The sequence below is a fragment of the Streptomyces sp. 35G-GA-8 genome (assembly GCF_023534745.1).
Classification (GTDB): Bacteria; Actinomycetota; Actinomycetes; order Streptomycetales; family Streptomycetaceae; genus Streptomyces.
Window position 1 is genome coordinate 157,883 of the sequence record NZ_JAMHJQ010000001.1, and the last position, 16,455, is coordinate 174,337.

The following is a 16,455-nucleotide window of genomic DNA, read 5'->3' on the forward strand; positions in this document are numbered from 1 at the left end:
CGAACGCGAACGCGCACGCGGACGAACGGTCAGCAGGCGGCGGGCGTCCCGGCCGTCAGGTGGTAGTCCGCCCGCTCGTCGAGCAGCAGCGGCACCAGGCTCCGCTGCGACTGACGGAGCGGTACGAAGGCCCCCTTGCCGAGCGGCAGCGGCACGGACACCACGCCGTGCAGGGCGAGTTCGTCCTTGATGTCCGCGTACTGGGCCGCGTCGAGACGGTAGCCGCACGGCGGGTCCTGGAGGATCTTCTCGGGGGCCGCGGGGTCGTTGTCGGCGCCGCCGAGATAGACGGGGCCGCGGTCCTTGAGCCCGGCCAGCCGGGCGGTGGCCGTGGCGGTCACGATCCGCGCCCTTCGCTCGTCGGTGAAGGAGAACAGGCCCTTCAGCGAGTCGAGTTGGCTGTTCACCCGGCGCCGGTTGTTGAGCGCCTCGTCGGCCTTCTCGGCGTCCGTGAGGGCGTCGACCCGGCTCTCGATGAGCAGGCCGATCGCGTGCTTGACGCCCGAGGCGTTGCGCAGGATGCGTTCCTGGCCGTCGCCCGCCGTCTGCCTGATGGGGTCACCGGTCACCGGGTCGGTCCAGATGCCGTAGGTGCCGATGGAGTGACCGGCCGCGCGCGCGGCGGGGCGTACATACCGTTCCGACAGCGTCCGCGCCTCGTCGTGCACCCGCGCGTCGGTGTTGAGGTTGCGGGGCCACAGGTCGAACAGGTCCTCGTCGTAGTACGGCGGGGTGGCGCCGTACTCGTGCAGGTCGTAGATGATGTCGGGCTGACGGTCGCGGATGACGGCGGCCAGCGCGCGGCCCTCGGCCGTCTTCAGCGCGATGTGGTCGCGGTTGATGTCGACGCCGTCGGAGTTGCCGCGGGTGTCGGCGGCCCGGCCGTCCGGGTTGGCGGTCGGGAGGACGAGCACGGTCGTACGGTCCAGGAAGCGCCGGGTGGCCGAGTCCTTGGCGTAGGCGAGGTCGCGGACCGTGGTCAGACACGCCTCGCGGCCCGACGGTTCGTCGCCGTGCTGGCTGCACACCAGGAGCACGGTGGCGGGCGCGCGGCGGGCGCCCAGCTCGACGAGTTGGAGCGGCCGGCCCTGTTCGGTGGTGCCGATGGTGGTGAGGGTGGCACGGTCGCTGCCCCGGTCGACGGCGGACAGGAATCGCTGTTCCTGCGGCTGGCTGGTCCAGTTCGCGCCGTCGCCGGCCTCGAACTCCGTGCGCGGCGGGGTGTCGGCGGCCCGGCCGGAGTCGGCCTGAGCGGAGGTGACCCGACCGGGGGTGGCCTGCGCGGGGAGGGCCGCGATCGGCAGTACGAGGGCCGCGGCGGTCGCCGCCAGGGCGAGGGTGCGTAGACGGGGTGTCATCAGGTGCGGTCTCCCGGGATCGGAGGTGTCCGGCGCGGCTCGGCCACGCCGTTCGGACGGGACTCTCGGGGCGCGCTGTGCGGCGGGACGGTGCCGGTCGTGGCGCGGGTGAACGCCTCGGCGCCGCCGACGAGCGGCAGCTTCGCGGAGGTGCGGGCCAGATCGAGGGTGAGGGTCGGGGTGGTGGACGGCGGGTCGATCAGGCCCTGGTCCGTGCCGCCGATGATCAGGGCGAGCCGGTGGCCGGCGGGCACGACATGGTCGCTCGCGGCGAGTTGGAGGGTGAGGGTGTAGGGCTTGCCGGGGGTGAGCGGACGGCCGTGGCCGGCCGAGGCGTAGGTGCCGAGATCGGCCCAGCCCCGGCTGAAGACCGTGTGGTCGACGTCCGCCGTCCTGGCCTCGGTCTCCCGGTAGCAGGAGCTGTCACCGGTGGTGCTCGGGCCCCAGCAGGTGCGCTCGGTGAGGGTGGTGATGCCCTCACCCGCGTGTCCGTAGTCACGGATGGTGTCGGGGCCGAGGTCGACAAGGACCGCGGAGAGATGGGCCGTCGAGGTGGACGGGGTGGCGGTGACGGTCACCGTGGAGGAGCCGGAGAGCCGTAGATCGCGGCTGAGCGGCCGGGTGACGAAGCCGGACTTGGCGGTGGTGGACCGGTCGATGTCCGCGGCCCAGTCGGACTCGCTCAGACGCGGGTCGTCCGTGAAGGTCTCGGTCGTACCGGGACGGGCGGGGGTGCGGCCGAGTGTGCCGACGCCGGGGACGGTGCCCGCGGCGGGCCGGACGGTCGTGGCGTCGGTGGTGCGCGGCGGCCACACCGTGTCGGTCGTCCAGCGGTCGGGGGCGCGCTCGATGTCCGCCATGGGCTCGCGCTCGACGCCGTTGTCGTAACCGAGCAGATAGTGGTCGAACCAGCGGTGCAGGGTGGAGACCCACTCGGTACGCCGGAAGTCGAACGGGTCGACATGGCCGGTCTGGGAGAGCCAGATCTTGCGCTCCACACCCGCGTCGGCGAGCGCGTCCCACCACTGGCCGAGGTGTTTCGTGCGGACGTTGAGGTCCTGCATGCCGTGGACGGCGAAGACGCTGGCCCTGACGTTGTCGGCGTTCCGTACGTAGTCGCGTTCGCTCCACAGCCGGGTCCAGTCACCGGTGCGCGGCGCTCCGTCGATCAGCCGCTGCTGGACGGCCTGGCAGCGGGCGCGGGCCTCGGGGCTCTCCACATAGTCCGAGAGCCATTCGGGTCCCGAGTCGTAGAGGGGGGCGCCCTGGGCGAAGTAGTAGTCGTACCAGGAGCTGATCGCGGCGATCGGGACGATGGTCCTGAGCCCCTTGACGCCGGTGGCGGCGACACCGTTGGCGATGGTGCCGTCCCAGCTCTTGCCGATCATGCCGGTGGCGCCGGTGGTCCAGGTGGCCCGTACGGGGTCGGTGCCGGTGCGGCTGCCGTACGCGCGGGCGCGGCCGTTCAGCCAGTCGACGACGGCCTTGGCGGACAGGATGTCGGAGCGTCCGCCGATGTCGACGCAGCCGTCGGAGCGGTTGGTGCCGGTCAGATCGACGGCGACGAAGGCGTAGCCGCGCGGTACGAAGTAGTTGTCGTAGTGCAGCGGGAAGCCGACGGGGGCGCCGTTCGCGTCATAGGTCTTCTTCTGGCTCTCGTTGCCGCGTCCGCAGCAGGAGTAGTACGGGGAGGCGTCCATGATCACGGGGATCTTCCGGCCCGACACGGCGGCCTCGCGGGGCCGTACGACATCGACGGCGACCCGGTCGGTGCTGCCGTTCGCGTCGCCGTCGATTCCGGTGTCCACCCAGACGGACTCCCGGATGGCGTTCTCGTAGGAGTAGACGGGCTCGCTGCGGGGCGGGGGCGACTCGGCCGCCGCCGACCGCGCGCTCGGTGCTCCCTGCGCTGTCTGGGCCTGTGCCCCCGCCGGGGCGAGCAGCACCCCGAGCAGCGCGGCGGATGCCGCCGCGACCAGCGTTCTGCATGACCATCGGGCGCCCCGCGCACGGATCTCCATGGGGCGGAAGGTACCCCTGTCAACTCGCCCGCAAAAGAGGGCAGTCAGGGGAGTCGAGGGGCCGCGCGCCCGCTCCGCGTCCGTTTCCGCACCCGCTCCGTGCCCGTTCCGCGCCGCCCTTCTTGGGGGGCGCCGCACGGCGCGTTCCCCGCCGACGCGGCATGTTCCCTGCTGGGACAGCATGGGAGCGCTCTCAGGATCGCGTCGGGAGCGGCTAGGCTGGACGGTGTCCCTGCCCGCGTAGTCCGTTTCCCCTCCGACGAGGAGCGCACGTCTTGACCGAGCCGTTCCCTGGGGCCCGCCCCACTCTGGAAGCCGTCGCGGCGCGTGCCGGTGTCTCGCGGGCCACCGCCTCCCGGGTCGTCAACGGCGGCGCGGGGGTGCGACAGCCGCTGGTCGAGAAGGTGCGACGGGCGGTCGAGGAGCTGGGATACGTACCGAACCACGCGGCCCGCACACTGGTCACCCGGCGCACCGGCGCCGTCGCCGTGATCATCGCGGAGCCGGAGATCCGGATCTTCTCGGACCCGTTCTTCTCCCAGCAGATCCGCGGTATCAGCAAGGAACTGACCGCGCACGACTACCAGTTGGTCCTGCTGCTGCTCGAAGGTCCCGGCGACTACGACCGGATCGCGCGTTATCTGGCGGGCGGCCATGTCGATGGCGCGCTCGCCTTCTCGCTGCACACCGACGATCCGATCCCCGAGATCACCCGGCGGGCCGGGATGCCGACGGTCTACGGCGGCCGGCCGAGCTGGACGAAGGCACCGGACCACCGGGACGTGCCGTATGTGGACGCGGACAACCGCGGCGGCGCCCGGGAGGCCGTGCGGTATCTGCGGGACCTCGGCCGTCGGCGGATCGCGCACATCGCGGGGCCGCGCGACCAGGCATCGGCCACCGACCGGCTCGACGGCTACCGCGATGTGCTGCTGGACGGGGATCCCGCGCTGATCGCCGAGGGGGCGTTCACCGAGGAGAGCGGGGCGCGGGCGATGACCGAGCTGCTGGAGCGGTGTCCCGAGCTGGACGCGGTGTTCGCCGCCAACGATCTGATGGCCTCGGGCGCGCTGCGGGTGCTCAAGGAGCGCGGGATCGCGGTGCCCGGCGAGGTGGCGCTGGTGGGGTTCGACGACATGGACTCGGTCGCCGGGGTCACGGATCCGCCGCTGACCACCGTCCAGCAGGACATCGAGGGGCAGGGCAGGCTGATGGCGCGGCTGTTGCTGCGCGGGCTCGACCGGGAGCGCGAGGGCGAGCGGGCCCCGGCGTCGGTGATCACCCCGACCACGCTGGTACGGCGGGCCTCGGCCTGAGCCGGGCCCGCCGTCCCGTGTCCGCCCGCGCGATACCGGGCGGTCCTACGGCTACTTCGTCGCTGTCGAGCGGGCCGGTACGTCGAGCGTCGTACCGTCCGAGAAGGTGACCGTCCGCGCCACCGGCTCGAAGTTGTGCGCCGCGTAGGTGCGTACACCGCCCTTGCTGAAGACGGCCGAGGCCGGGACGGACCCGGTCACCGTCGCGTCGGGAGCACCGAGCGCGTCCAGCGTGGCGATCCAGTGGTAGGTGTGCGCCTTGGACTCACCGGCCTCGGGGGTGTATCCCGCGTTGCCCGCGTCCCACTTGGCCTTGGCGCCCGCCGGATCGGCCAGGGCCTCGAACTCCCAGAGGATGTCGCGCCATTCGACGGCCGGGCCGCCGTTCTCCCGTTCCAGCTCGGCGAGATTGCGTTCGATCGCCGCCTTCTCCCGGCCCAGATGCAGTGAACCGCCGGTCACGGGAAGGACGTTGATGCCATGGATCTCCTCGGGATTGGCGGTCCACCAGGTGGAGTACGCGGCGCCGCTGCCCCACACCATGCCCGCCGTGTCATGGCCGAAGGAGGACGGGAAGACCTGCTCGTCGGCGTCGAACCAGTACTGGGCGATCGCCTCGGACTCGGTGGCGAGCAAGTAGCTGCCCAGATCGCGTAGTTCGGCGTCGCCGGTCGCGGAACCCCACAGGACGAGTGCGGCGCTGAGGTTGGTGGACTCCGACGACGACTCCTGGTTGTTGCCCGCGGCGAACCCCTGGTGCCCGGAGGCCCAGCTGTGGCCCGCGTACACATCGAAGCCGCGCAGGAAGGGGAAGGCGGTGTCGGTGCGGCTGGGGTTGGCCGCGTCACGGATCAGCGTCTTCACCATGCCGCCCCAGGCGGAGTCGGCGGCCCAGCCCTGGTCGTACTGCGCGACGATCGCCGCCGCGTACACGTAGTAGCTGTAGTGGAAGTGGTGGTCGTTCAGCTCCGTGTCACTGCCGTAGGACGCCGGATAGCCGATCAGCGTCTTCCAGTCCTTGTCGTAGGAGAACTCACTCGCGCCGCCCGCCGTGAACCACTCCTCCAGCCGGCTCTTGAGCAGCCCGAGGAGCTTGTCGCGCGTCGCGCTCTCACCGATCTGGTCGGCCATGGGCACCAGTTGGGCGAGTCTGCCCAGCGCCTTGCCCGTCCAGTATGTGTCGGTCGCGCCGGAGAACGGATCGCCCGCACCCGCCACCTCGTCCAGATAGCCCTTGAGCCGGGCCTGGTCGACACCGCTGGACTTCGGCAGCGCGGGCAGCACTCCTGAGGACGCCTGCGAGGTGGTGAAGGAGGCCGACTCGCGCACCTTCATCGTGCCGCGTGGGGAGACATAGGTGTACGGGGTCAGCGCGTCGGTGGTGTTCAGCCACTGGTGCCGGTAGAGGGCCTGGAGGGTGCCGGTCTCGGTGCCCTCCTGCGGCGCGGTGGTGAGGCTGTAGGTGGCCTTGACCGTGCCGCCCTCGGTGCTCCAGCTCACCTTCGAGCCGGTGACGAAGCTGTAGGCGTACTTCCGGTAGGTCGCGAGCGCGTCCGTGGACGGCAGGACCGCCAGCGAGAAGTAGTCGGCGCCGCCGAGCCCGGCCGTCACGGTGGATCCGGAGACGGCCCAGTCGCTGCCGGTCGGTGCGAACAGGGCGTAGTGGTGGCCCGCGACGGTGATGCCGAGGACATTGCCGTCGTCGGCGAAGACCTGGGGTGCGGCGGCGGTGGTGATCCGCGCGTCGCCGCCCGAGCCCTTGGCGTAGACGAAGGGCAGACCGTGGCCGATGGTGGTCCGCAGCGTCCGGGCGCCGTCGGACCAGTACGGCGTGACGGTCCAGTCCGACCAGGCGTCGGCCTTGGTGTCGGGCGAGTTGAGCCCGGTCAGACCGAGGGTGAGATCGGCCTTGTGGGCGTACTCGTACTGGCGGCCGTCGCCGACGATCGCCGGGGTGGTCGGATAGCCGACCTCCAGACCGCCGGCCGTCGCCTGATAGGTGAGGGGATGGCCGTACATGGGGGTGGAGTACGGGTTGTCGCCGTATCGCTGGAAGGCCAGCGAGGACCACCAGTCGTTGGTGGGCAGCGGCCGGTCGCGGGCGGCCTCGGTCACCTTCGGGGTGACGGGAGTGCCGGTGTTGGTGGTGGGGCCGGATGTGCCGGCGGGCCGGCTGTCCGAGTAACTGCCGGAGCCGACGGGCACATTGGCGGCCAGCGCCGGGGACGCGGCGGGGCCGAGACCGACGGCGGCCAGGGCGGTGGCCAGAAGCAGCGCCGAGGCGGGTCTGGCGCGGGAGACGGACATGGACGGCACCTCGAAGACATGGGGGGCAAGGGCGTCCGAGAGCGCTCTCAGATGGCAGGAAACGTAAAACTCCTGAAACAGAAGTGTCAATACGTCGGACACGTACGGCAGTTCACGCCGAGCCTGGGTCCGAACCGTAGCCGTTATGTGTTCGAGTCTTGACGAGGAGTAGCGCCCCGGGGCACGCTCCAAGCCATCTCCTGAGAGCGCTCTCAACCGCCTCTCGCGGGTACTCCGTTGTATTCCGAAGCCAAGGGAGGCTTCCCATGCCCAACGCCCGAGCCGCCAGGAGGGCCGCACTCCGTCTCGGTGCGGTCGTGCTCTCCGGGGCACTCCTCGCCGCGTGCGGATCCGGTTCCTCGGGGGGAACCTCCGACAGCGCGGGCGGCAAGGTCACGCTGACGGTCGACCTCTTCGGATCGTTCGGCTACAAGGAGGCGGGACTCTACGCGGAGTACCAGAAGCTCCACCCGGACATCACGATCAAGCAGAGCGACACCGAGGACGAGGCCGACTACTGGAAGTCGCTCCAGACCCGGCTGGCCGGCGGGGGCGGGCTCGGCGATGTGCAGGGCATCGAGGTGGGCCGGATCGCGTCGGTCACCCAGCAGCAGTCCGACAAGTTCGAAGACTTGAAGCAGTACGGCGCGGACAAGCTCAAGGACCAGTTCGCCGAGGCCAAGTGGTCCGCCGCCACGACGGAGGACGGCCGGATCCTGGGTCTGGGCACGGATGTCGGGCCCGAGGCGATGTGCTATCGCACGGATCTGTTCGAGCAGGCGGGGCTGCCGACGGACCGTGCCGAGCTGAGCCGGATGTGGTCCACCTGGGACGGGTATCTCGCGCTCGGCAAGGAGTACAAGAAGAAGGCGCCCGCGAAGGGCGCCTGGATCGACAGCATCGGCAGCCTCTACTCGATCATGATCGGCCAGGAGAAGGAGCGCTACTACGACGCCTCCGGGAAGCTGATCTACGAGAACAACCCGGCCGTGAAGACCGCCTGGGACACCTCGGTGGAGGCCGCGGAGTCCGGGCTGAGCGCCAAGCTCGACCAGTGGACGCCGCAGTGGAACCAGGCGTTCGCGGCCGGTTCGTTCGCCACCATTCCGTGCCCCGCGTGGATGCTCAGCTATATCAAGGGCCAGGCCGGGGAGACCGGTTCCGGCAAGTGGGACATCGCCAAGCTGCCCGGTGGCGCGGGCAACTGGGGAGGCTCGTATCTCTCCGTCCCGCGCGCCGCCAAGAACAAGAAGGAGGCGTACGAGCTGATCGAGTGGCTGACCGCGCCCGAGCAGCAGGCGAAGCTCTTCCAGAAGCAGGGGCTCTTCCCGTCCGCCACGGGCGCCATCGAGAAGGTCTCGGGCGCCAAGGACGCGTACTTCTCGGACGCGCCGATCGGCCAGATCTTCGGTGACGCGGCCAAGTCCTCCCCCGTACAGGTCCTCGGGGTCCATGACGCCAATGTGGCCCAGCAGATCACCAACGCGCTGGGCGAGGTGGAGCGCAAGGGCACCTCGTCCGAGAAGGCATGGTCCACGGCGAAGAAGGGCGTCGACAACGTCATCGGCTGACGCATCGGCCGACGCTGTCCCCGGGGGCGGGTTCCGGGCGGATTCCACATCTCGTCCCCGCTCAGTGCCCGTCCCCGGTCCCGTCCCTCCCCTGTCGCTCGCCCACGCTTCCGAAGGCCGTTCCATGACCCTCACCGCCACCGCGAAGGCCGCGTCCCCGCCGCCGTCCGGGCCGGCCGCCGCCCAGCCGTCCGCCGTGCGTCGCGCCTGGCGCGCCTTCTCCCCGTACGCCTATATCGCCCCGTTCTTCACGCTGTTCGCGGCCTTCGGGCTGTTCCCGCTGCTCTACACCGCGTTCGTCTCGCTCTACCGGGTGGAGCTCCAGACACCCGGCGACATGGAGTGGCGCGGTCTGGGCAACTACACCGCGCTCTTCACCGACGAGTTCTTCTGGACATCGCTGCGCAACACCTTCACCATCGGGGTGCTGTCGACCGTCCCTCAGCTGGCGATGGCCCTGGGCCTGGCCCATCTGCTCAACTACAAGCTGCGCGGCCGGACGTTCATCCGCACGGCGATCCTGCTGCCGTACGCCACCTCGGTCGCCGCCGCGACGCTCGTCTTCGCCCAGCTCTTCGGCCGCGACTTCGGTCTGATCAACTACGTACTGGGACTGGTCGGTTTCGACCCGGTGGACTGGCAGACCGGTACGGTCGCCTCGCAGATCGCCGTGTCGTCCATCGTCATCTGGCGCTGGACCGGCTACAACGCGCTGATCTATCTGGCCGGCATGCAGTCGATCCCCGGCGAGCTGTACGAGGCCGCCGAGGTCGACGGGGCCTCGCGCTGGCGGCAGTTCCTCCATGTCACCCTGCCGGGGCTGCGCCCCACGATCGTCTTCACCACCATCGTCTCCACGATCGGCGCCACCCAGCTCTTCGGTGAGCCGCTGCTCTTCGAGGGGTCCATCTCGGGCGGTATCTCGCATCAGTACCAGACCCTCGGCCTCTATATGTACGAGCAGGGCTGGGGCTTCTTCCATCTGGGCCGGGCCGCCGCGATCGCCTGGGTGATGTTCGTCCTGATCCTGCTGCTGGTCGGCGTCAACGCCCTGATCGCCCGCCGCCGTTCCCGTAAGGAGGCCGGCCGATGACCGCGCTCGCCGCACCGCCCACCCCACCGCCGGGGACCGAGGACCGGCCACGGCGGTCCCCGCGACGCGGCGGCCGGGCCGGGCGCACGATGCACGGGGGCAGGCTCTCGTACGCGATCCTGGCCGTCGCGCTGCTCTTCTCGGCGTTCCCGTTCTACTGGACGATCGTCGCGGCCAGCCGCTCCAACGCCGAGCTGGCGAAGGTACCGCCGAGTCTGCTGCCCGGGCCGAACCTCATCCGCAACTTCGAGGCGGTATTGGAAGAGGCCGATATCGGCAAGGCCCTCCTCAACTCCTTCATCGTGTCCGGTTCGATCACCGTGGGTACGGTGCTGTGCTGCACCCTCGCCGGATTCGCCTTCGCCAAACTGCGCTTCCGCGGCCGAGGCGCGCTGCTCGCCGTGACCGTGGGCACGATGATGATCCCGCCGCAGCTCGGCGTGATCCCGCTGTTCATGCTGATCGCCGAACTCCAGTGGGTGAACCAGCTCCAGGCCGTCATCCTGCCCGGACTCGTCTCCGCCTTCGGGGTGTTCTTCATGCGCCAGTATCTGGTGCAGTCGCTGCCCGACGAGTTGATCGAGGCGGCCCGGGTGGACGGCGCCTCCACCGCGCGGATCTTCTGGTCGATCGTGGTGCCCATCGCCCGGCCGGGGATGGCCGTGCTCGGCATGCTGACCTTCATGGCCGCCTGGAACGACTTCTTCTGGCCGATCATCGCGCTCTCCTCGCAGAATCCGACCGTGCAGGTGGCGCTGCGCCAGCTCGGCGGCGGCTATGTCCACGACCAGTCCGTGATCATGGCGGGCACCCTGCTCGGCACGCTGCCCGTGCTGCTGGTCTTCGGGCTGCTCGGCCGGCAGATCGTCGGCGGCATCATGCAGGGCGCCGTCAAGGGCTGATCCCCCGCCTGTCGCGTACTCGCCGAGACACCCGTCGGCGCGCGCCCGTACGAGTCCCCTCGCCGGGGCCCCTCCCCCACCGTTCTGTCTCATCTCACGGGAGTTCCTTCCATATGACCGCTGTCGACGCACGTCCCCAGACCACCGCGGAGTCGCGCTTCCCCGCCGGTTTCCGCTGGGGTACGGCCACCGCCGCGTACCAGATCGAGGGGGCCGCCGCCGAGGACGGCCGTACCCCGTCCATCTGGGACACCTTCAGCCGCGCTCCCGGCCGGGTCCGCAACGGTGACACCGGCGATATCGCCGCCGACCACTACCACCGGATGGACGAGGACATCGCGCTGCTGAAGGAGCTGGGGGTGACGGACTACCGCTTCTCGGTGTCCTGGCCGCGCGTCCAGCCGACCGGCCGCGGCCCGGCCGTACAGCGTGGTCTGGACTTCTACCGGCGGCTGGTGGACGCGCTGCTGGCGGCGGGCATCCGGCCGGTCGCCACGCTCTACCACTGGGATCTCCCCCAGGAACTGGAGGACGCGGGCGGCTGGCCGCAGCGCGACACCGCGGCGCGGTTCGCGGAGTACGCGCGGATCGTCGCCGAAGCACTCGGCGACCGGGTGGCCACCTGGACCACCCTCAACGAGCCGTGGTGCGCGGCGTTCCTGGGATACGCCTCCGGTGTCCATGCCCCGGGCCGTACGGATCCGGTCGCCGCGCTGCGCGCCGCCCACCACTTCAATCTCGCCCATGGTCTGGCCACCCGCGCGCTGCGCGACGCGCTGCCCAGGAAGTCCGAGATCTCGCTGACCCTCAATCTGCACGCCGTCCGGCCGCTGACGGACTCGGCGGCCGATCTCGACGCGGTGCGCAGGATCGATGCCGTCGGGAACCGGATCTTCCTCGATCCGGTGTTCCACGGGCGGCTGCCCGCGGATCTGGTCGAGGACACCGCCGCGCTGACGGACTGGGCGTTCGTCCGGGACGGCGATCTGGCGGTCGCCGCCACGCCCATCGACTCGCTGGGGATCAACTACTACTCCCCCACGGTCGTCGCGGCCGGCTCCTGCGACACCCCGTCGCCGTGGCCGGGCGCGGAGGGGCGGGTACGGTTCGTCCCCGCGCCGGGACCGCGTACCGCGATGGACTGGCCGGTCGACGCGGACGGACTGTACGAACTGCTCACACGGCTGCGGGACGAGCTGCCCGCCACCCCGCTGATGGTCACCGAGAACGGCGCGGCGTACGACGACTACGCGGATCCGTCCGGCGCGGTGCACGACCCCGAGCGGGTGGCCTATCTGCGTGCCCATCTCCACGCCGTCCACCGCGCGATCGCGGACGGCGCGAAGGTGCGCGGCTATTTCCTCTGGTCGCTGCTGGACAACTTCGAGTGGGCGTACGGCTACAGCAAGCGGTTCGGCATCGTCCACGTGGACTTCGCGACCCAGCGCCGCACGGTGAAGGACAGCGCGCGCTGGTACGCGGGGGTCATCGGCCGGGGCGGTCTGGACTGAGGCGTGCCGGGGTCAGGACCTGTCCAGCGCCCCCGGTGCCGGGACCGCGGTGCGGGTGTCGAGCAGGAGTGCGTCGAGCAGTTCGGCGGCCGTGGGCAGCGCGCGTGTCTCGGCCGCCAGGCGCTCCGCCGCCGTACGGTACGCGGGGTCGCCGAGCACGGTCTCGACGGCGGACCGGATACGCGGGACGTCCTCGGCGCCGAGCACGGCCCGTCCGTCGGGCGGGCCGCCCGTGGGCGTGACGGAGAGGCCGGCGCCGGCCGTGGTCACGAGCCGGGCGTTGGCGGGCTGGTCGGCGAAGAACGGGACGATGACGAGCGGAACCCCGGCCGCCAGCGCGCCGAAGGTGGTTCCCGAGCCGCCGTGGCAGAGCACCACGGACGCGCTGCCCAGGACATCGGCCTGTGGAACCCACCGCTCCATATGGACGTTGGGGGGCTGCGGGCCGAACGCGGACACATCAGTGGTCCGCCCCGCCGTCAGCAGCACGCGCACCGGCAGTTCCCGTACGGCGTCGAGCGTCGCCCGGTAGGCCGCGGCGGCGTCGCGCATGCCGCCCGCCTCGGTGCCGAGCGTGAGATAGACGAGGGGGTCGGCGCTCCCGTTCCACCAGTCCGGCAGCGCGGCCGGGGCCGGTTCGACCGGGTCGCGGAAGCGCCGGGTCACGGCGAAGGGTGACGGGTCCAGGGAGGCCGGAAAGCGCGTCATGTACGGGGCCGCCCAGAGCTGTTCCACGATCCGCTCGCCGTAGGGGGCGAGTACGGGCGCCACGACGCCGAGGGCGAACTCCTCGATCTCGGCCGCCGAGATGGCGACCTGGGCGTGCGGGATGCCGAGGCGCCAGGCGACGACGGCCCCGGCGTACTCGCACGGCTCACGCAGCACGAGATCGGGCCGCCATTCCCGGCACACCTCCTCCACCGCGGGCAGCAGCGCGGCCGTGCAGAGCCGGCCGAAGAACTCCGTGTTGACGATCCTTCTGCCCTCGTCGGGAGAGGCGTTCATGGCCCGGGTGAAGACGGCCTCGAACTCGGCGGCCGGCGGCTCCCCGCCGATCCGGTAGGGCTGGTCGCGGGCGGCGAGCGTCGCTTCGAGCTTCGGCGGACCCACGACAAGGACCTCGTCGCCGCGCTCGGCGCAGGCGTCGATGAACGGGACGAGGGGATGGAAATGCCCCGATCCCCCGGTCGAGGTGAAGAGAATGCGCATGGGACGAGCCTAGGTGTCTCTCGTTCGGATCACGCCGGAGTCGGCACGCTTGGCCGGTATCCGCCAGGCGGACCCTGGGCCGCGTCGACCGCCGTGAGCCGGCCGTGAGCTGGTGTCACCCCTTTCACAGCACTGGTGGCACAGCAATACTGTTGCACCGAGTCGACCTGTCGATCTGTCGGCCCACAGCAGCGGAAGGCGAGGCGCGGACATGGCCACAGGGGCAGCGGAGCCGGCACTCACCGTCGATGAGCTGGCGGCCCGCGCCGGGGTCACCGTACGCACCATCCGCTTCTACAGCACGCGCGGGCTGCTGCCGCCGCCGGTGATCGGGCCGCGCCGTGTCGGCCACTACGGGCAGGACCATCTCTCCCGGCTGGCGCTCATCGAGGAGCTTCAGCACCTGGGCATGACCCTCGCCGCGATCGAACGCTATCTGGAGCGGCTGCCGCCCGATCTGAGCGCGCACGACCTCGCCGTCCACCGGGCGCTGGTGGCCTCGTGGGCGCCGGACTCCACCGAGGACGCCACCCGGGCCGAGCTGGAGCGCCGGGCCGGGCGGGCGCTGTCCGAGGAGGACATCGACCGGCTCGCCGCGATGGGCGTCCTGGTACGCGCCGAGGGCCGGGACGGCTTCCGGCTCGATCCCGGGCTGCTGCGGCTCGGCGTCGAGCTGCTGGACGTGCCGATCGCGCAGGAGACCATCCTCGCGGCCCGCACAATCCTGCTGGAGCACACCCGCGAGGCCGCGCACGAGCTGACGCGGCTGTTCCGGGACGAGGTGTGGACCCCGTACCGGAACGAGGGGTCCGACCCCGGGCATGTCGCGGCGATGAAGTCGCTCTCGGCCCCTATGCGGCCCCTGGTGGTGCAGGCGCTGGTGACGGCGTTCCAGCGGTCGCTGAAGGAGGAACTGCGGGCCGCGTTCAGGACGCGGTGAAACTCAGGCGTGGTCGCCGAACGTCTCGCCCTTCGCCGCCTTCTCGACCAGCAGCGCGGGCGGCTCGAAGCGGGCGCCGTACCGCCGCGCCAGCTCTCGGGCACGGGCCACGAAACCGGGCAGGCCGCCCTCGTACCCGTTGATGTACTGGAGCACTCCGCCCGTCCAGGCCGGGAAGCCGATGCCCATGATGGAGCCGATATTGGCGTCGGCCACCGAGGTCAGGACGTTCTCCTCCAGACAGCGGACGGAGTCCAGCGCCTCGGAGAAGAGCATCCGCTCCTTCATGTCGAGGAACGGAACCTCCGTGCGGGCCTCGCCGGCCGGAGTGCCGAAGTGCTCGCGCAGGCCCGGCCAGAGGCGGGTCCGCCTGCCGTTCTCGTCGTACTCGTAGAAGCCCGCGCCCCCGCTGCGTCCCGGCCGGCCGAACTCGTCCACCATCCGGTCGATGACCGCGTCCGCCGGGTGCGCGGTCCAGGTGCCGCCGGCCTCCTCGACCGCGCGCCGTGCCTCGTTGCGGATCTTCCTGGGCAGGGTGAGCGTCAGCTCGTCCATCAGCGAGAGCACCTTGGCGGGGTAGCCGGCCTGCGCGGCGGCCTGTTCGACCGAGGCGGGTTCGACACCCTCGCCCACCAGCGCCACACCCTCGTTGATGAACTGCCCGATCACCCGCGAGGTGAAGAAGCCGCGCGCGTCATTGACCACGATCGGGGTCTTCCTGATCGCACGTACCAGATCGAACGCGCGGGCCAGCGCCTCGTCCCCGGTCCGCTCGCCCTTGATGATCTCCACGAGCGGCATCTTGTCGACCGGTGAGAAGAAGTGCAGCCCGATGAAGTCGGCGGGCCGGGAGACGCCCTCGGCGAGCACGGTGATGGGCAGGGTGGAGGTGTTGGAACAGAGCAGCGCGTCGGGCTCGACAATGTCCTGGATCTCCTGGAACACCTTGTGCTTGAGCGCGGTGTCCTCGAAGACCGCCTCGATCACCGCGTCGCAACCGGCGAGGTCGGCGGGGTCGGCGGTCGGGGTGATACGGGCGAGCAGCGCGTCCCGCTCGGCCTCGGTCTTACGGCCCCGGGAGAGCGCCTTGGCGAGCAGCTTCTCGGAGTACGCCTTCCCTTTCGCGGCGGCCTCCGCCGAGACGTCCTTCAGCACGACGTCGAATCCGGCGCGCGCGCAGGAGTACGCGATGCCCGCGCCCATCATCCCCGCGCCGAGGACCGCGACCTTGCGGATCTCGCGCGGTGCGATGCCCTGGGGGCGGCCCGCGCCGGAGTTGACGGCCTGGAGGTCGAAGAAGAACGCCTGGATCATGTTCTTCGCGGTCTGGCCGGTGACCAGTTCGGCGAAGTAGCGGGCCTCGATGGTCTGGGCGGTCTCGAAGTCGACCTGGGAGCCCTCGACGGCCGCCGCGAGGATATTGCGCGGCGCCGGGTACGGGGCGCCCGCCGTCTGCTTCTTCAGATTGGCCGGGAACGCGGGCAGATTGGCGGCGAAGCGCGGACTGGACGGCGTACCGCCGGGGATCTTGTAGCCCTTGACGTCCCACGGCTGGGACGACTCGGGGTGGGCGTCGATGAAGGCGCGGGCACGGGCGAGCATGTCGTCCGCGGTGGCGGCGACCTCATGGACGAGCCCGTTCTCCAGGGCGCGCGCCGGGGTGTACTGGGTGCCCTGGAGCAGCACCTTGAGCAGCGCGTCCGCGACGCCCATCAGCCGTACGGTACGGGTGACCCCGCCGCCCGCAGGCAGCAGTCCGAGCGTCACCTCGGGCAGCCCGATCCTGGAGCCGGGCGCGTCCAGGGCGATCCGGTGGTGGCAGGCGAGCGCGATCTCGTAACCTCCGCCCAGAGCCGCGCCGTTGAGGGCCGCGACCACGGGCTTGCCGAGGGTTTCGATACGGCGCAGGGCGTGCTTCATGGCCATGCTGCCCTCGAAGACCTGCTCGGCGTCGGCGGGACCGAGCTTGATCATGTCCTTGAGGTCGCCGCCCGCGAAGAAGGTCTTCTTCGCGGAGGTGATGATGATGCCGCGGATGCTGTCCCGCTCGGCCTCCACGCGGTCGGCGATCGCCGCGATGGACCGCCGGAAGGCCTGGTTCATGGTGTTGGCGGACTGGACGGGGTCGTCGAGGACGAGGGTGACGACGCCTGTCCCGTCCTGCTCCCAGCGAATCGCCGGGGAGGCCGGGGTGGTGGACTCGCTCATGCTGCTGCTCCGTATCGGG

Annotated in this window: 11 protein-coding genes; 6 read left to right on the forward strand and 5 right to left on the reverse strand. The window is 70.9% G+C overall.

Features of this window, described 5'->3' with window-relative positions:
* Window positions 1-29: 29 nt before the first annotated feature.
* Window positions 30-1,358, reverse strand: a complete 1,329-nt coding sequence (locus M1203_RS00710; RefSeq protein WP_249947454.1) for a M14 family metallocarboxypeptidase — start codon at window positions 1,356-1,358, stop codon at window positions 30-32.
* The gene (locus M1203_RS00715) at window positions 1,358-3,379 is read right to left on the reverse strand and encodes a Xaa-Pro dipeptidyl-peptidase (RefSeq protein ID WP_249947455.1); all 2,022 of its coding nucleotides are present in this window, start codon (window positions 3,377-3,379) and stop codon (window positions 1,358-1,360) included. Before M1203_RS00715 ends, M1203_RS00710 begins: the two co-directional genes overlap by 1 nt.
* Window positions 3,380-3,654: 275 nt before the next feature.
* Here M1203_RS00715 and M1203_RS00720 point away from each other — a divergent pair, with 275 nt between their 5' ends.
* Complete coding sequence (locus M1203_RS00720; RefSeq protein ID WP_249947456.1) at window positions 3,655-4,695, forward strand: LacI family DNA-binding transcriptional regulator; 1,041 nt, start codon at window positions 3,655-3,657, stop codon at window positions 4,693-4,695.
* Window positions 4,696-4,746: 51 nt separating this feature from the next.
* On the opposite strand, the gene M1203_RS00725 is transcribed toward M1203_RS00720, so the two are convergent.
* Window positions 4,747-7,002, reverse strand: a complete 2,256-nt coding sequence (locus tag M1203_RS00725; RefSeq protein ID WP_249947457.1) for a glycosyl hydrolase — start codon at window positions 7,000-7,002, stop codon at window positions 4,747-4,749.
* A gap of 266 nt (window positions 7,003-7,268) precedes the next feature.
* Between M1203_RS00725 and M1203_RS00730 the strand changes: the two genes are divergently transcribed.
* The 4 genes from M1203_RS00730 to M1203_RS00745 all read left to right on the forward strand — a co-directional run bounded on the left by M1203_RS00730 (window position 7,269) and on the right by M1203_RS00745 (window position 12,079).
* Window positions 7,269-8,573: an ABC transporter substrate-binding protein gene (locus M1203_RS00730; RefSeq protein WP_249947458.1), complete on the forward strand. Its 1,305-nt coding sequence runs from the start codon at window positions 7,269-7,271 to the stop codon at window positions 8,571-8,573.
* A gap of 124 nt (window positions 8,574-8,697) precedes the next feature.
* Window positions 8,698-9,666: a carbohydrate ABC transporter permease gene (locus M1203_RS00735; RefSeq protein ID WP_249947459.1), complete on the forward strand. Its 969-nt coding sequence runs from the start codon at window positions 8,698-8,700 to the stop codon at window positions 9,664-9,666.
* Entirely contained in the window at window positions 9,663-10,568 is a 906-nt protein-coding gene (locus M1203_RS00740; RefSeq protein WP_249947460.1) for a carbohydrate ABC transporter permease, read from the forward strand. Before M1203_RS00735 ends, M1203_RS00740 begins: the two co-directional genes overlap by 4 nt.
* 113 nt (window positions 10,569-10,681) lie before the next feature.
* Window positions 10,682-12,079: a GH1 family beta-glucosidase gene (locus tag M1203_RS00745; protein ID WP_249947461.1), complete on the forward strand. Its 1,398-nt coding sequence runs from the start codon at window positions 10,682-10,684 to the stop codon at window positions 12,077-12,079.
* Window positions 12,080-12,091: 12 nt separating this feature from the next.
* Here M1203_RS00745 and M1203_RS00750 read toward each other — a convergent pair whose 3' ends face one another.
* Complete coding sequence (locus tag M1203_RS00750; RefSeq protein ID WP_249947462.1) at window positions 12,092-13,288, reverse strand: glycosyltransferase; 1,197 nt, start codon at window positions 13,286-13,288, stop codon at window positions 12,092-12,094.
* A gap of 211 nt (window positions 13,289-13,499) precedes the next feature.
* Here M1203_RS00750 and M1203_RS00755 point away from each other — a divergent pair, with 211 nt between their 5' ends.
* A complete protein-coding gene (locus M1203_RS00755; RefSeq protein ID WP_249947463.1) occupies window positions 13,500-14,228 on the forward strand; it encodes a MerR family transcriptional regulator in 729 nt (242 codons plus the stop codon).
* A gap of 3 nt (window positions 14,229-14,231) precedes the next feature.
* On the opposite strand, the gene M1203_RS00760 is transcribed toward M1203_RS00755, so the two are convergent.
* Window positions 14,232-16,436 carry a 3-hydroxyacyl-CoA dehydrogenase NAD-binding domain-containing protein gene (locus tag M1203_RS00760; protein ID WP_249947464.1) on the reverse strand — a complete coding sequence of 735 codons (2,205 nt, stop codon included), beginning with the start codon at window positions 16,434-16,436 and terminating at the stop codon, window positions 14,232-14,234.
* Window positions 16,437-16,455 lie beyond the last annotated feature (19 nt).

Excerpts from the sequence above, each read along its gene's own strand:
- M1203_RS00710 (WP_249947454.1), bottom strand. The coding sequence starts at position 1,358 with ATGACACCCCGTCTACGCACCCTCGCCCTGGCGGCGACCGCCGCGGCC.
- M1203_RS00715 (WP_249947455.1), bottom strand. The coding sequence starts at position 3,379 with ATGGAGATCCGTGCGCGGGGCGCCCGATGGTCATGCAGAACGCTGGTC.
- M1203_RS00725 (WP_249947457.1), bottom strand. The coding sequence starts at position 7,002 with ATGTCCGTCTCCCGCGCCAGACCCGCCTCGGCGCTGCTTCTGGCCACC.
- M1203_RS00730 (WP_249947458.1), top strand. The coding sequence starts at position 7,269 with ATGCCCAACGCCCGAGCCGCCAGGAGGGCCGCACTCCGTCTCGGTGCG.
- M1203_RS00735 (WP_249947459.1), top strand. The coding sequence starts at position 8,698 with ATGACCCTCACCGCCACCGCGAAGGCCGCGTCCCCGCCGCCGTCCGGG.
- M1203_RS00740 (WP_249947460.1), top strand. The coding sequence starts at position 9,663 with ATGACCGCGCTCGCCGCACCGCCCACCCCACCGCCGGGGACCGAGGAC.
- M1203_RS00745 (WP_249947461.1), top strand. The coding sequence starts at position 10,682 with ATGACCGCTGTCGACGCACGTCCCCAGACCACCGCGGAGTCGCGCTTC.
- M1203_RS00750 (WP_249947462.1), bottom strand. The coding sequence starts at position 13,288 with ATGCGCATTCTCTTCACCTCGACCGGGGGATCGGGGCATTTCCATCCC.
- M1203_RS00755 (WP_249947463.1), top strand. The coding sequence starts at position 13,500 with ATGGCCACAGGGGCAGCGGAGCCGGCACTCACCGTCGATGAGCTGGCG.
- M1203_RS00760 (WP_249947464.1), bottom strand. The coding sequence starts at position 16,436 with ATGAGCGAGTCCACCACCCCGGCCTCCCCGGCGATTCGCTGGGAGCAG.